This is a genomic window from Nocardioides mesophilus, assembly GCF_014395785.1.
GTDB classification, from domain to species: Bacteria; Actinomycetota; Actinomycetes; order Propionibacteriales; family Nocardioidaceae; genus Nocardioides_B; species Nocardioides_B mesophilus.
The window spans coordinates 738475-750998 of the sequence record NZ_CP060713.1; the positions used below are offsets into that span (position 1 = coordinate 738475).

Sequence of the window (12524 nt, forward strand, 5' to 3'; positions counted from 1 at the left end):
GGCGAAGCGCGCAGCGGCGCGTGGTGGCTACAGGTTGCCGCGGGCCTCCTGCTCGCGCTCGATCGCCTCGAAGAGCGCCTTGAAGTTGCCCTTGCCGAAGCCGAGCGAGCCGTGCCGCTCGATGAGCTCGAAGAAGACCGTGGGCCGGTCGCCGAGCGGCTTGGTGAAGATCTGCAGCAGGTAGCCGTCCTCGTCGCGGTCCACGAGGATCTTCCGCTTCTGCAGCTCCTCGATCGGCACCCGCACCTTGCCGATCCGCTCGCGCAGCGCCGGGTCCTCGTAGTAGGAGTCCGGGGTGTCGAGGAACTCCACGCCGTTGGCCCGCAGCGCGTCGACGGTGGTGAGGATGTCGTTGGTGGCCAGCGCGAGGTGCTGCGCCCCGGCGCCGCGGTAGAACTCGAGGTACTCGTCGATCTGCGACTTCTTCTTCGCGACGGCCGGCTCGTTGAGCGGGAACTTCACCCGGTGGTTGCCGTTCGCGACCACCTTGCTCATCAGCGCGGAGTAGTCGGTGGCGATGTCGTCGCCGATGAACTCCGCCATGTTCACGAAGCCCATGACCTTGTTGTAGAACTCCACCCACTCGTCCATGTGGCCGAGCTCGACATTGCCGACGATGTGGTCGAGCGCCTGGAACAGCCGCTTCGGGTCCCCCTCACGCTTGACCCAGGTGCTCTCGGCGGCGACGTAGCCGGGGAGGTACGGGCCGTCGTACCGGGACCGGTCCACCAGCGTGTGGACGGTCTCGCCGTACGTCGCGATCGCCGCGATCCGGATCGTGCCGTGCTCGTCGGTGACGTCCTCCGGCTCGCGCACCACGGTCGCGCCGGCCTTGCGGGCCTGGGCGATGCACCGGTCCACGTCCGGGACCTCCAGCGCGATGTCGACGACGCCGTCGCCGTGGCGGCGGTGGTGGTCGGCCAGCGGGCTGTCCGGGTCCACCGCGCCGTTGAGGACGAACCGGATCGAGCCGGAGCGCAGCACGAAGCTCTTGTGGTCCCGGTTGCCGTTCTCCGGGCCGGAGTAGGCCTCCAGCTGCATCCCCCAGGCGGACTGGTAGTAGTGCGCGGCCTGGGTGGCGTTGCCGACCACGAAGACGATCGAGTCCCAGCCGGTCACCGGGAAGACGTCGCCCTCCTCGTCGTACTCCACGAGCCCGACCAGCTGCTGCAGCTGCTCGAGCGTGAGGTCGGCCTTGAGCTCGTCCTGGGTGAGTGCGTCAGTCATGGCCCCGAGCATGGCCGCGGAGAACAGGATGTGCAACAGTACGTCGAATCACTATGCAATCTGACCAGGACCGGAGGCCGTGATGGACGATCTGGACGCCACATTGATCCGTCTGTTCGCCGACGAGCCGCGGGTCGGGATCCTGGAGGCGTCCCGCCGGCTCGGGGTCGCCCGCGGCACCGTGCAGGCCCGGCTGGCCAAGCTGTCCGCCACCGGGGTGATCTCGGGATGGGGCCCGGAGCTCGACCCGGAGGCGCTCGGCTACCCGGTCACCGCGTTCCTGACCCTGGAGATCCGCCAGGGCGCCGGTCACGAGACGATCGCCGAGCACCTGGTCCGGATCCCCGAGGTGCTCGAGGCGTTCACGATCACCGGCGCCGGGGACATGTGGTGCCGGGTGGTGGCGCGGTCCAACAACGACCTGCAGCGGGTCATCGACGCGGTGCTCTCCGACGCCGGGATCGTGCGGTCCTCCACGGTGATCGCGCTGGCGACGCAGGTCCCCTACCGGGTGCTCCCGCTCCTCGACGCCTGAGCCGCGCCGGCGTACCGGAGCGGTCAGCCCAGCCGGCGCGCGACCTCCGCGGCGGCGGCCAGTACGTCGGGTGCCACCTGCGCTGCCTCGAGGTCGCCGAGCGTGACGATCCCCACCGAGGCCTCCAGGCCCTCGACGCCGAGCACCGGCGCGGCCAGGCCCCGGGCGCCGGGTTGCAGCTCACCCGAGGTCATCGCGTAGCCCGGCGGCCGCGGATCCCGGCCGAGCAGGATCGCCCGGCCGGCCGCGCCCTGGCCGAGCGGGTGCCGGGCCCCCACCCGGTAGCCCACGTGGAAGTCGGTCCAGGTGGGCTCGACCACCGCGATCGCCAGCGCGTCGCCGCCGTCGGCGACCGTCAGGTGCGCCGTCATCCCCAGCTTCTCGGCCAGGGAGCGCAGCACCGGGCCCGCGAGCTCGCGCAGCACCGGCTGCAGGGCCCTCGCGAGGGACAGCACGCCGAGGCCGACGTGCACCAGCCCGGCCGGGTCGCGCCGCGCCAGCCCGTGCTGCTCCAGGGTGGTCACCAGCCGGTAGACCACCGTCCGGTTGACCCCGACCTCGGCGGCCAGCGACGAGACCGACCGGCCGTTCGGGGAGGACGCCAGCACCTCGAGGACCCGGAGCCCCCGGTCCAGGGTCTGCGAGGTCTCTGCCGGCATGCCGCGAGGCTACCCGGCGGCAACCCGGCGGCGGGCCGTGCGGCGCCGACTCAGGACGTGCGTCGCTGCGCCGCCCAGTCGCGGAGCCGGTCGATCCTGGTGCGCAGCTGCTCGGCCGTCGCCACCGCGGCAGCGGGTCCGCCGCACTCCTTGCGCAGCGCCGCGTGCGTGATCCCGTGCGGCTGGCCGGTCCGGTGGTTCCAGGCCGCCACCAGCCCGTTGAGCTCGCGGCGCAGGGTGGCCAGGTGCTCGTGGGTGGAGACGTCGCGGGTGACGTCCTCCGGCGAGCTGGAGGTGCTGCGGCGTTGCTGCTTCGCCCGCTCGCTCTGCCGGGTCTGGAGCAGGTTGCGCACCTGGTCGGGCTCGAGCAGCCCGGGGATGCCGAGGAAGTCCATCTCCTCCTCGGAGCCGACCTGCACCTCGCCGGCGTGGCCGAACTCGCCGCCGTCGTAGAGCACCCGGTCGAACCGCGCCTGCGAGCCGAGCGCCTCGAACGGCAGCAGCGCCTCCTCGGCGCTGGCCGACTCGGACTCCTGAGCCTGGGCGAGCAGGTCCTCCTCGGCGGCGAAGATGTCGGCCTCGTCGTTGACCTTGCGGCCGAGGACGTGGTCGCGCTCGACCTCCATCTCCGAGGCGTGCCCGAGCAGCCGCGGCACCGACGGCAGGAAGACCGACGCGGTCTCGCCGCGGCGCCGGGCGCGGACGAACCGGCCGATCGCCTGGGCGAAGTAGAGCGGTGTCGCCGCAGTGGTGGCGTAGACGCCGACCGCGAGCCGGGGCACGTCGACGCCCTCGGAGACCATCCGGACCGCGACCATCCAGCGGTCCTCGCTCTCGGAGAAGGTGGCGATCCGCTTCGAGGAGGTCTTCTCGTCCGAGAGCACGACGGTCGGCTTGGTGCCGGTGATCTCCTTGAGCAGCCCGGAGTAGGCGCGGGCGGCGTCCTGGTCGCTGGCGATCACCAGTCCGCCGGCGTCGGGGACGTGCCGGCGTACCTCGGTGAGCCGCTTGTCGGCCGCCGCCAGCACCGACGGCATCCAGGACCCGGACGGGTCCAGCGCGGTGCGCAGGGCCTGGGCCGTGAGGTCCTTGGTCAGCGGCTCGCCCAGCTGTGCGGCCACCTCGTCGCCGGCCCGGGTGCGCCACTGCATCTGGCCGCTGTAGGCCATGAACAGCACCGGCCGGACCACGTGGTCGGCCAGCGCCTGGGCGTAGCCGTAGGTGTAGTCGGCGACGCTGCGCGGGACCCCGTCGTCGCCGGGTGCGTAGCTGACGAACGGGATCGGGTTGATGTCGGAGCGGAACGGCGTGCCGGTCAGCGCCAGCCGGCGGCGCGCCGGCTCGAAGGCCTCGCGGACCGCCTCCCCCCACGACAGCGCGTCACCGGCGTGGTGCACCTCGTCGAGGATCACCAGGGTCTTGAACCGCTCGGTGCGGATCCGGTGCGCCAGCGGGTTGGTCGCGACCCCGGCGTAGGTCACCGCGACGCCGACGTAGTCCTTGCTGGTGCGGCCCTTCCGGCCGGAGTACGTCGGGTCGATGGGGATGCCCGCGCGCTCCGCGGCATCGGCCCACTGGGTCTTCAGGTGCTCGGTGGGCGCGACCACGGTGACCCGGTCCACGACCCGACGCGCGAGCAGCTCGGCGGCGACGGTCAGCGCGAACGTGGTCTTGCCGGCGCCGGGGGTCGCCACCGCGAGGAAGTCCCGCGGGTTGTCGGCGAAGTAGCGCTCCATCGCCGCGGTCTGCCAGGCGCGCAGCGGGCGCGCGGTTCCCCAGGCGGCGCGGTCCGGGTACGCCGGCGGCAGCAGCTGGGGCGGAACGGGGACCGGCGCGTCGTTGCCGGCGCTCACCCCTCGTCGTCGTTCTTGAGCTGCTCCCAGGCGTCCTTGCAGTCGGGACACACCGGGAACCGCTCCGGGTCGCGGCTCGGCACCCAGACCTTGCCGCACAGGGCGATCACCGGGGTGCCCAGCACCATCGCCTCGGTGAGCTTCTCCTTCTCCACGTAGTGGGAGAAGCGCTCATGGTCACCGGGCTCGACCGGGGTGTCCACCGGCGAGGTGCGGGTGTCCTCGATGGTCTGGACGCCGGGGGTCATCTGGGTGCTCATGGTGATCCAGTCTAGGTCAGGGCAAGGACGGTGCGGACCGGGTCCGCTCAGTTCAGCCCCGGGTCGGTCGGCCTGGTGGACACCCAGGCGAGCTCGCCCGGCTGGCGGCGCAGCACCCGCACCCACAGCGACTCCGGGTCCTCGGCGAACAGGTCCCCGGGCGCGGTGGGCACGACGTACCACGAGCCCTCGTCGACCTCGGCCTCGAGCTGCTCGGCGCCCCAGCCGGCGTACCCGGCGAAGATCCGCAGGCCCTGCAGCACGTCCGCGAGCAGCTCGGTGGGCGCGTCCAGGTCGACGACCCCGGTGGCCCCGAACATCCGCCGGAACCCGACCGGCTCCTCGCCGTCGAGGTCCGGCACCTGGGCGACGGCGAGCGCGGAGTCGGTGGCCACCGGGCCGCCGCGGAAGAGCACGTCGGGCTCGGCGACCAGGTCGTCCCAGTCGGGCAGCACCTCACCCACCGGGACCGCCGAGGGCCGGTTCAGGATCACGCCGAGCGCTCCGTCACCGTCGACGTCGAGCAGCAGCACCACGGCGCGCTCGAAGTTGGGGTCGAGCAGCTCGGGGGTGGCCACGAGCAGGACCCCGGCGGCGAGACCGGCGCCGGGCTCGCTCATGACGAGCCGGCCGGGACCCGTCCCGACGCCTTCTCGGCGGCCTGTCGGACCGCGCCGGCGACGGCGGTGTGCACGTCGGAGTGGAAGACGCTGGGGATGATGTAGTTGGCGTTGAGCTCGTCGGCGGTGACCACCGAGGCGATCGCCTCCGCCGCGGCGACGAGCAGCGACGGGTGCACCTGGGTCGCGGAGGCGTCCAGCAGCCCGCGGAAGACCCCGGGGAACGCCAGCACGTTGTTGATCTGGTTCGGGTAGTCCGAGCGGCCGGTCGCGACCACCGCGGCGTGCGCGCGCGCCGCCCCGGGGTCGATCTCGGGCACCGGGTTGGCCAGCGCGAACACGATCGACCCGTCGGCCATCTTGGCGACGTCCTCGCCGGTGAGCAGGTTCGGGGCGGAGACGCCGACGAACACGTCCGCGCCGACGAGCGCGTCGCGCAGGTCGCCGGTGACGCCGGCGGTGTTGGTGGACTCGGCCAGCCAGCGCAGCGACTCGTGCAGGTTCGGCCGGTCGCGGTGGATGACCCCCTCGACGTCGGCGACGACCACGTCGCGGACCCCGGCCTCCATCAGCAGCTTGAGGATGGCGGTCCCCGCCGCCCCGGCCCCCGACATCACGAGGCGGACCTCGGAGAGCTTCTTGCCCACGACCCGCAGCGCGTTGGTGAGCGCGGCCAGCACGACGATGGCGGTGCCGTGCTGGTCGTCGTGGAAGACCGGGATGTCGAGGACCTCCCGCAGCCGGGCCTCGATCTCGAAGCAGCGCGGCGCGGAGATGTCCTCCAGGTTGATCCCCGCGAAGCCCGGGGAGATCGCCTTGACGACCTCCACGATCTGGTCGGGGTCCTGGGTGTCCAGGCACAGCGGCCAGGCGTCGATCCCGGCGAACCGCTTGAACAGCGCGGCCTTGCCCTCCATCACCGGCAGCGCGGCGGCGGGCCCGATGTTGCCGAGGCCGAGGACCGCGGAGCCGTCGGTGACCACCGCGACCGCGTTGCGCTTGACGGTCAGCCGGCGGGCGTCCTCGGGGTTGGCCACGATCGCCTCGCAGACCCGCGCGACACCGGGGGTGTAGACCATCGAGAGGTCGTCGCGGTTGCGGATCGGGTGCTTGCTGGCCATCTCGATGGTGCCGCCGAGGTGCATCAGGAAGGTCCGGTCGGAGACCTTGTGCACGGTCACGCCCTCGAGCCGGCCGAGCGCGACGACGATCTCCTGCGCGTGGTCGGTGTCGGACGCGGCGCAGGTGACGTCGATGCGCAACCGGTCGTGACCGGAGGCGGTGACGTCGAGGGCGGTGACGATGCCGCCGGCCTGCTCCACCGCGGTGGTCAACCGGCTGATCGCGGTGCCCCCCGCCGGAAGCTCGAGGCGGACGGTGATCGAGTAGGAGATGCTCGGTGCGGACGCCATGGCGTCATCGTGCCACGACCTGCCCCGCCGCCGCCCGGGCGCGCTCCTCGAGCCGTCGCCCGAGAGCCCGCGCGTCCGCCGGTCCGGAGCCGTGCCTGCCGGCGAGACCGGCCATGCCGGCCAGCAGCTGGTGGTCCTTGCGCGACGACCGTTCCAGCACCGCCGCGACCCCGGCGTCGGCGGGCTGCGCGGCCTGGGCGTCGAGGATCAGCCGGACGCCCGCCAGGTCGCTGGCCGCGGCGCGCCAGCCGTCCACCACAGCGGCCTCCGGCTCGCCGGGCCGGTCGAGCAGCTCTCGCTCGATGCAGCCGCCCAGCCGGGCGTGCCAGCGCAGCTGCAGCGCGCCGACGAGGTCGGCCGGGTCGGCGAAGGCCCGGCGGACGCCGGGGAGGTCGAGGGGCAGGGTGCCGTCGCGGCGGGAGTCGGCGTGGGCGAGGACGGCCCGGAGGACGTCGCCTCGACGGTGCGACGTCTCCCGGCTGCGGTGCTGGCGGTGTCGGTTCATCGGCGCTCAGGTCCTTTCACATACCGTCGGTACGTACTGCCAGTATGGTGACATACCCACAGTATGTAGACCTAGTCCTCCACCCGCGGGCGAGCCGCGCCGCCGGGGCCGGGCGGCCGTCTGCACGCCTATGCTCATCCGGTGACCGTGTCGAAGAAGGTGCTGGACCAGGTCTCGCACCCCACCCGCCGCCAGGAGTACTCCGCCTCGACGAAGCGGGCCCTCGAGGAGGTGGCCACGACCCTGTTCACCGAGCGCGGGTACGCCGGCACCAGCCTCGACGAGATCGTCGCCGGCGCCCGGGTCACCAAGGGCGCGCTCTACCACCACTTCAGCGGCAAGAAGGCGCTCTTCGAGGCGGTGTTCGACCACGTCGCCGACGAGGCCGCCGCGACCATCAAGCAGGCGCTGCACGGCCACCGGGACCCCTGGGAGAAGGCGGCCGCCGGGCTGCGCGCGTTCCTCGAGGTCGTCCAGCAGCCGGCCTACCGCCGGATCACGATCCAGGAGGGCCCCGCGGTGCTCGGCTACGAGCGCTACCGCGAGCAGGAGGAGCGCTCGACCTTCGGCATCGTGCAGGACATCGTCTCCTCGGTCCTGGCCACCTACGACGTCGAGCCGAGCATGATCGAGACCTTCAGCCGGGTCTTCTTCGGGGCGATGTCGGCTGCCGGCTCGGCCGTCTCCTCGGCCGAGGACACCGCACGCGCCAGCGCCGAGGTGGAGGCAGCGATCACTTTCATCCTCGCCGGGCTGCGGCAACAGGCCGAGTCCGGAGGTCCGCTGCCCTTCCCCGCGGACCTCCGGTAGCGCAGCGCCCGCCCGCCCGCCGAACGGGACAGGGCCGGGCCGGCGCGCGGCCTAGCCGATCGTGACGTTCCCGCCCTTGGCCGGGACGAGCTCCATCCACACCTTGCCCGGCGGCAGCGTGAGCTCGCCGGCCTTGGTGGACAGCTCGACGGCCCCGTCGAGGCCGTCCTTCTTCCAGCTGCCGCGCACCACCTCGCCGTCGTGGAAGACCATCGCCTCGCCGGTGCCGGTGAACTTCGTCTCCGGGACCGGGTTGCCGGCCGGATCGCGGTAGCCGGCGTCCCCCACCTGCACCCGGAGCACCAGCAACGTGCTCGGCGTGAAGCGGTCCCCGGCCGCGGCGAAGCTGTTCAGGTTGGTCCAGTGGCCCTTCTCGAACTGCCAGGTGGTGGTGTGGCCGCCGGAGAACACAGCCGAGACGCGCTTGGCGGGCCGGCCCTGCGGGAAGTCGGCCGCCGAGCCCCACGGGAAGTAGTTGTCCGGCGGCTCCGACGCCTTCAGGGTGGCGGCGAGCTTCGGCAGGTCCATCATCAGGTTGTACGGCGCCGGGCGGCCGCTGTCCCGGAAGAAGCCGGTCGCGCCCTCGGTGTAGGTCTTGACCCCCGCGTCGGCCAGCCGTTTGACGGTCGGCGGCGCTCCCCCGCTCGCGATCAGCACCGCGTCCGCCGGCTCGACGATGCCGATGTCGCTGGCCCGCATCGACCGGACCGGACCGACGGTCTTCGGCAGCTGGGAGTAGTAGAAGACGGCGAGCCGGGTGGAGCCGCCCTCGACGAGCTCCTCGGTGACCAGGTCCGCCTTGCCCAGTCCGACCTGCGGCTCGCTGGAGCCGGTGTTGTCGATCTTGACCACCATGACCGGGTGAGCCGGCGCCTTGCCGTCGGCGGGCAGCCCGGTGAGCGGCCACTGGCCCGACAGCGTCATGCCGTCGGCGACCGACTGGGACTCGGGCCCCCCGGCCGGCGCCTCGCCGCTGTCGTCGGACCCGCCGCTGCAGCCGGCCAGCGTGAGCGCCGCGACGGCGGTCAGAGCCAGCGCCGCCGCACGGCGCCGGCCCGCGTTCCCGGAGGGGCGCGGGGTGCGGGGGGAGCGGCGGCGAGCAGGCAGCGGGAGGCCAGGCATGCAGACAAGTGTGCGGCAGAAGGGCGGCCGAGCCGCGGAGCGCCCCCCGCCCAGGATCCGTGTCGCGGCGCCGGATCGGACCCCGGTGCGGACCGCCGGGGGCGCGACCGGAAGCGGACCCCGTAATCTCGGCACGTGCGAGAGGGCTCTTTCAGGTTCGCGGTGGTGCAGTCGGTGCTGCTCGCCGCGGTGGCGGTGGCGGTGGCGCTCACCTACCACCTGCCGCTGCGCGACCCCGACGGAGTCAGCGTGCCGACCTACATCCGGCTCCCGGTGATCCTGCTGATCACGTTCCTCACCGACGTGGTGCCGCGGGCGGTGCACCGGGCCGGGTCGGTGCGGGCGGTGCCGAGCACCTTCGTCGCGGTCGTGCGCGAGCGCTGGCCCCGTGACCACGTCCGGTTCGCACTGGTGGGCCTGGGCGCCTGGTACCTCACCTACGTCGCGTTCCGGAACCTGAAGAGCTACGTGCCCTTCGTCAACGGCCGGCTCTGGGACGACACCCTGGCCCGCATCGACCGCGCGCTGTGGTTCGGGCACAACCCTGCCGCCGTGCTCCACGACGTCCTCGGCACCGGCGTCTCCGCGCACGTGCTCTCGTTCTTCTACGTCGCCTGGATCGTGCTGGTCCCGGCGTCGCTCGTGGTCGCGCTGGTGTGGTCGCGCAACGTCCGCGCGGGCGAGTGGTTCGTGACCGCGGTGGCCGTCGACTGGGTGCTCGGGGTGGCGACGTACTTCCTGGTGCCCACGCTCGGCCCGGTGTACGCCGACCCGCGGACCTTCGCCGGCCTGCCGACCACCTGGGTCTCCGGGCTGCAGGAGACGATGATCGCGGAGCGGTTCGACGTGCTCGTCGACCCGTTCGACTCCCCCGCGGTGCAGACGATCGCGGCCTTCGCCTCGTTGCACGTCGGGATCTGCGTGACGACGTGCCTGATGGCGGTGCTGCTCGGCATGCGGCGCTGGATCCAGGCTTTGCTCTGGGCGTTCCTCGCCGTGACCGTGGTGGCCACGGTCTACCTCGGCTGGCACTACTTCGCCGACACGATCGGCGGTGCGGTCATCGGGGCCGCCGGGGTGCTGATCGCGGCCTGGGGCACCGGCAACCACGTCCGTGGGGTCCCCCGCCTGTCCCGGCCGGAGGTCGAGGAGCCTCAGACGGTGCGCGCCGAGCCGAGGTAGAGGTACAGGTAGGGGTTCGGCACCTCCAGGTAGAACTGGTCGAGCGCGACCACGTCGAACCCCGCCCTCGCGAGCTCCTGCGGGATCGCCCGGGTCAGGTGGCAGCCGCCCACCAGCCGTTTCTGGAGCGGCTCCAGGCGGCGCTGCCAGGCCGCCATCCGGCGGTCGGGGCCAGGCCGTGCTCCAGGAAGTGCAGCGTGCCCCCCGGTCTCAGCACCCGCCGGAGCTCGGCCAGCGCGGCGGGAAGGTCCGGGATGGTGCACAGGGTGAACGTCGACAGCGCGCAGTCCGCGGAGTCGTCGGGCAGGTCCAGCCGCTGCCCGTCCAGCCCGCTGCGCCGTACGTCGACCCGGGCGGCGTCGATGCGCGGGAGGGCCTTGCGCCAGGCGACGTCCGACGGCTCGACCGCGAGGACCCGGGACACCTCCGGCGGGTAGTGCGCCACGTTGAGGCCCGAGCCGAAGCCGATCTCCACGACCTCGTCGCGCAGCCCGGCGCAGACCCGCTCCCGCAGCCGTCCCACCCGCGGCGTCCGGCAGGCGCGGTCGACGAGCCGGGGCAGGACGTGTCGCTCCCACAGGCCGGTCACGGCGCCTTCTCCAGCGCGGTGCGCAGCCGGTCGACGTACTCCTGCGCCTCGCCGTCGGCGTACTTGTGCCGCGGCCAGAAGAACCCGCGCAAGCCGTCGCCCTTGGTGCGCGGCACCACGTGCAGGTGCAGGTGCGGCACGCTCTGGCTGACCGTGTTGTTCATCGCCACGAACGACCCCTGGGCGCCGAGGGCCTCGACCATCGCCGCGGCCAGCCGCTGCCCGGCCTCGAGGAACGGGTCCCGGAGCGCGGCCGGCAGGTCGGGCAACGTGACGACGTGCGTCCGTGGCACCAGCAGCGTGTGCCCCTTGAACAGCGGCCGGATGTCGAGGAAGCCGACCATGTCGTCGGTCTCCAGCACGACGTCGGCCGGGGTCTCCCCGGACGCGATCGAGCAGAACAGGCACTCCGCCACTCCGTCTCCCGTCTGTCGGGGCTCATCATCGCGGCGTACGTCGCCGATCGCCAGCACCCGCGCCACGGCTCACCGGAGCCCCAGCACGAACAGGGCGCCCACGCACACGGCGATGAAGGCGATCGTGAGGAGGTAGAGCCCTCCCGAGGCTCGGCTCACCCGCTGCTCGCCCATCAGCGTCGGGTCCCGGGACAGGCCGTACATGAAGACCAGCAACGGCAGCAGCAGCACCGCGTTCAGGACCTGCGTGAGCACCAGCACCGGCACCAGCGGCAGGCCGGGCACCAGGACCGCCCCCGCCGCCACCGTCGCGACGACCAGGAACGTCGCGTAGAACAGCGGCGCCCGCCGGAAGCCGTCGTCGAGCGCTCCCTCGTGGCCGGTGAACTCGCACACCGAGTACGCCGTCGACAACGGCAGCACGGCGGCGGCGAGGACCGCCGCGCCGATCAGGCCGACGCCGAAGATCGTCGCCGCGAACCGGCCGGCCAGGGGCTCGAGCGCCTGCGCCGCGTCGGCCGCGTCGGAGACCGAGGTGCCGGCCACGTGCAGGGTCGCCGCGCAGGTGACCACGACGAAGAAGCCGATCACCCCGGTCAGCACCGATCCCGTGACCACGTCCACCCGCTCGTAGCCGAGGTCGTCGGCGGTGAGCTTCTTGTCGACCGCGTAGGACTGGATGAAGCTGAGCCCCCACGGCGCCAGCGTGGTGCCGACCGTCGCAGTGACGACCACGATCGCGTCCCGGGTCAGCGGCATGGTCGGCACCACGAGGCCCCGCAGCGCCTCCCCCCAGTCCGGGCCCGCGACGAACCCGGCGACGACGTACGCGACGAACACCGAGGCCAGCGCCATCAGCAGGTGCTCGACCCGGTGGAAGCTGCCGCGCAGCACCAGCGCGCAGACCAGGGCCGCGGCCAGCGGCACCGACACGTAGCGCGACACCCCGAACAGCTCGAACCCCGCGGCGATCCCGGCGAACTCCGCGCAGGTGGTGCCGACGTTCGCGGTGACCAGCAGGACCAGGGCGGTCGAGCCGAGCCGGACGCCGTACCGGTCCCGGACCAGCCCGATCAGGCCCTGCCCGGTCGCCACCCCCATCCGGGCGCCGAGGCTGTGGAAGACGATCAGCGCCAGGGTGGCGAGCAGCAGCACCCACAGCAGCTGGTAGCCGTAGTCTGCCCCGAGGACGGAGTACGTCGTGATCCCGGCCGGGTCGTCGTCGGAGAGGCCGGCGAGCAGTCCGGGGCCGAGCACCGCCACCAGCGCGGCGAGCCGGACACGGGTGAGCCGGGTCCGGTCACGGCTCGGGCTCTGGCGGGTGGTGGCCATCG

15 protein-coding genes are annotated in these 12524 nt (G+C 72.9%); 3 read left to right on the forward strand and 12 right to left on the reverse strand.

The genetic code is table 11. The features are described 5' to 3' along the window. Positions 1 to 27 precede the first annotated feature (27 nt). The gene (gene hppD, locus H9L09_RS03510; protein WP_187579359.1) at positions 28 to 1227 is read right to left on the reverse strand and encodes a 4-hydroxyphenylpyruvate dioxygenase; all 1200 of its coding nucleotides are present in this window, start codon (positions 1225 to 1227) and stop codon (positions 28 to 30) included. 82 nt (positions 1228 to 1309) lie between these two features. On the opposite strand from hppD, the gene H9L09_RS03515 reads away from it, so the two are divergent. Further along, entirely contained in the window at positions 1310 to 1762 is a 453-nt protein-coding gene (locus H9L09_RS03515) for an Lrp/AsnC family transcriptional regulator (RefSeq protein ID WP_187579360.1), read from the forward strand. 23 nt (positions 1763 to 1785) lie between these two features. On the opposite strand, the gene H9L09_RS03520 is transcribed toward H9L09_RS03515, so the two are convergent. The 6 genes from H9L09_RS03520 to H9L09_RS03545 all read right to left on the reverse strand — a co-directional run bounded on the left by H9L09_RS03520 (position 1786) and on the right by H9L09_RS03545 (position 7071). Continuing rightward, positions 1786 to 2421 carry an IclR family transcriptional regulator gene (locus tag H9L09_RS03520; RefSeq protein ID WP_187579361.1) on the reverse strand — a complete coding sequence of 212 codons (636 nt, stop codon included), beginning with the start codon at positions 2419 to 2421 and terminating at the stop codon, positions 1786 to 1788. Between the two features lie 50 nt (positions 2422 to 2471). Then, positions 2472 to 4157, reverse strand: coding sequence for a DEAD/DEAH box helicase (locus H9L09_RS03525; RefSeq protein ID WP_246456438.1), 1686 nt, complete (start codon positions 4155 to 4157; stop codon positions 2472 to 2474). 113 nt (positions 4158 to 4270) lie between these two features. Next, positions 4271 to 4534: a DUF3039 domain-containing protein gene (locus H9L09_RS03530; protein ID WP_187579362.1), complete on the reverse strand. Its 264-nt coding sequence runs from the start codon at positions 4532 to 4534 to the stop codon at positions 4271 to 4273. A gap of 47 nt (positions 4535 to 4581) precedes the next feature. After that, positions 4582 to 5154: a YqgE/AlgH family protein gene (locus H9L09_RS03535; protein WP_187579363.1), complete on the reverse strand. Its 573-nt coding sequence runs from the start codon at positions 5152 to 5154 to the stop codon at positions 4582 to 4584. Beyond that, on the reverse strand, positions 5151 to 6566 hold the full coding sequence (locus tag H9L09_RS03540; protein WP_187579364.1) for an NAD-dependent malic enzyme: 1416 nt from the start codon (positions 6564 to 6566) through the stop codon (positions 5151 to 5153). Before H9L09_RS03540 ends, H9L09_RS03535 begins: the two co-directional genes overlap by 4 nt. 4 nt (positions 6567 to 6570) lie before the next feature. Beyond that, the gene (locus H9L09_RS03545) at positions 6571 to 7071 is read right to left on the reverse strand and encodes a hypothetical protein (protein WP_187579365.1); all 501 of its coding nucleotides are present in this window, start codon (positions 7069 to 7071) and stop codon (positions 6571 to 6573) included. Positions 7072 to 7212: 141 nt separating this feature from the next. On the opposite strand from H9L09_RS03545, the gene H9L09_RS03550 reads away from it, so the two are divergent. Then, positions 7213 to 7881 carry a TetR/AcrR family transcriptional regulator gene (locus tag H9L09_RS03550; protein ID WP_246456241.1) on the forward strand — a complete coding sequence of 223 codons (669 nt, stop codon included), beginning with the start codon at positions 7213 to 7215 and terminating at the stop codon, positions 7879 to 7881. A gap of 51 nt (positions 7882 to 7932) precedes the next feature. On the opposite strand, the gene H9L09_RS03555 is transcribed toward H9L09_RS03550, so the two are convergent. Continuing rightward, the gene (locus tag H9L09_RS03555) at positions 7933 to 9003 is read right to left on the reverse strand and encodes a DUF3048 domain-containing protein (protein ID WP_187579366.1); all 1071 of its coding nucleotides are present in this window, start codon (positions 9001 to 9003) and stop codon (positions 7933 to 7935) included. A gap of 135 nt (positions 9004 to 9138) precedes the next feature. Between H9L09_RS03555 and H9L09_RS03560 the strand changes: the two genes are divergently transcribed. Then, a complete protein-coding gene (locus H9L09_RS03560) occupies positions 9139 to 10185 on the forward strand; it encodes a phosphatase PAP2 family protein (protein ID WP_187579367.1) in 1047 nt (348 codons plus the stop codon). Here the strand turns inward: H9L09_RS03560 and H9L09_RS21870 are convergent. The 4 genes from H9L09_RS21870 to H9L09_RS03575 all read right to left on the reverse strand — a co-directional run bounded on the left by H9L09_RS21870 (position 10158) and on the right by H9L09_RS03575 (position 12522). Then, on the reverse strand, positions 10158 to 10298 hold the full coding sequence (locus tag H9L09_RS21870; protein WP_246456243.1) for a hypothetical protein: 141 nt from the start codon (positions 10296 to 10298) through the stop codon (positions 10158 to 10160). The two genes, H9L09_RS03560 and H9L09_RS21870, sit on opposite strands and share 28 nt — an antisense overlap. Continuing rightward, entirely contained in the window at positions 10280 to 10774 is a 495-nt protein-coding gene (locus H9L09_RS03565; protein WP_246456244.1) for a class I SAM-dependent methyltransferase, read from the reverse strand. The genes H9L09_RS21870 and H9L09_RS03565 overlap by 19 nt, the downstream gene beginning before the upstream one ends. Beyond that, positions 10771 to 11190 (reverse strand): HIT family protein, encoded by a 420-nt coding sequence (locus H9L09_RS03570; RefSeq protein ID WP_187580653.1) that lies wholly within the window; start codon positions 11188 to 11190, stop codon positions 10771 to 10773. The genes H9L09_RS03565 and H9L09_RS03570 overlap by 4 nt, the downstream gene beginning before the upstream one ends. A gap of 69 nt (positions 11191 to 11259) precedes the next feature. Next, complete coding sequence (locus H9L09_RS03575) at positions 11260 to 12522, reverse strand: NRAMP family divalent metal transporter (RefSeq protein ID WP_187579368.1); 1263 nt, start codon at positions 12520 to 12522, stop codon at positions 11260 to 11262. Positions 12523 to 12524 lie beyond the last annotated feature (2 nt).

What these genes read in the sequence shown, in the direction of transcription:
- H9L09_RS03530 (WP_187579362.1), bottom strand. Translation starts at nt 4,534, where the DNA reads ATGAGCACCCAGATGACCCCCGGCGTCCAGACCATCGAGGACACCCGC.
- H9L09_RS03575 (WP_187579368.1), bottom strand. Translation starts at nt 12,522, where the DNA reads ATGGCCACCACCCGCCAGAGCCCGAGCCGTGACCGGACCCGGCTCACC.
- H9L09_RS03515 (WP_187579360.1), top strand. Translation starts at nt 1,310, where the DNA reads ATGGACGATCTGGACGCCACATTGATCCGTCTGTTCGCCGACGAGCCG.
- H9L09_RS03535 (WP_187579363.1), bottom strand. Translation starts at nt 5,154, where the DNA reads ATGAGCGAGCCCGGCGCCGGTCTCGCCGCCGGGGTCCTGCTCGTGGCC.
- H9L09_RS03520 (WP_187579361.1), bottom strand. Translation starts at nt 2,421, where the DNA reads ATGCCGGCAGAGACCTCGCAGACCCTGGACCGGGGGCTCCGGGTCCTC.
- hppD (WP_187579359.1), bottom strand. Translation starts at nt 1,227, where the DNA reads ATGACTGACGCACTCACCCAGGACGAGCTCAAGGCCGACCTCACGCTC.
- H9L09_RS03540 (WP_187579364.1), bottom strand. Translation starts at nt 6,566, where the DNA reads ATGGCGTCCGCACCGAGCATCTCCTACTCGATCACCGTCCGCCTCGAG.
- H9L09_RS03555 (WP_187579366.1), bottom strand. Translation starts at nt 9,003, where the DNA reads ATGCCTGGCCTCCCGCTGCCTGCTCGCCGCCGCTCCCCCCGCACCCCG.
- H9L09_RS03545 (WP_187579365.1), bottom strand. Translation starts at nt 7,071, where the DNA reads ATGAACCGACACCGCCAGCACCGCAGCCGGGAGACGTCGCACCGTCGA.
- H9L09_RS03525 (WP_246456438.1), bottom strand. Translation starts at nt 4,157, where the DNA reads ATGGAGCGCTACTTCGCCGACAACCCGCGGGACTTCCTCGCGGTGGCG.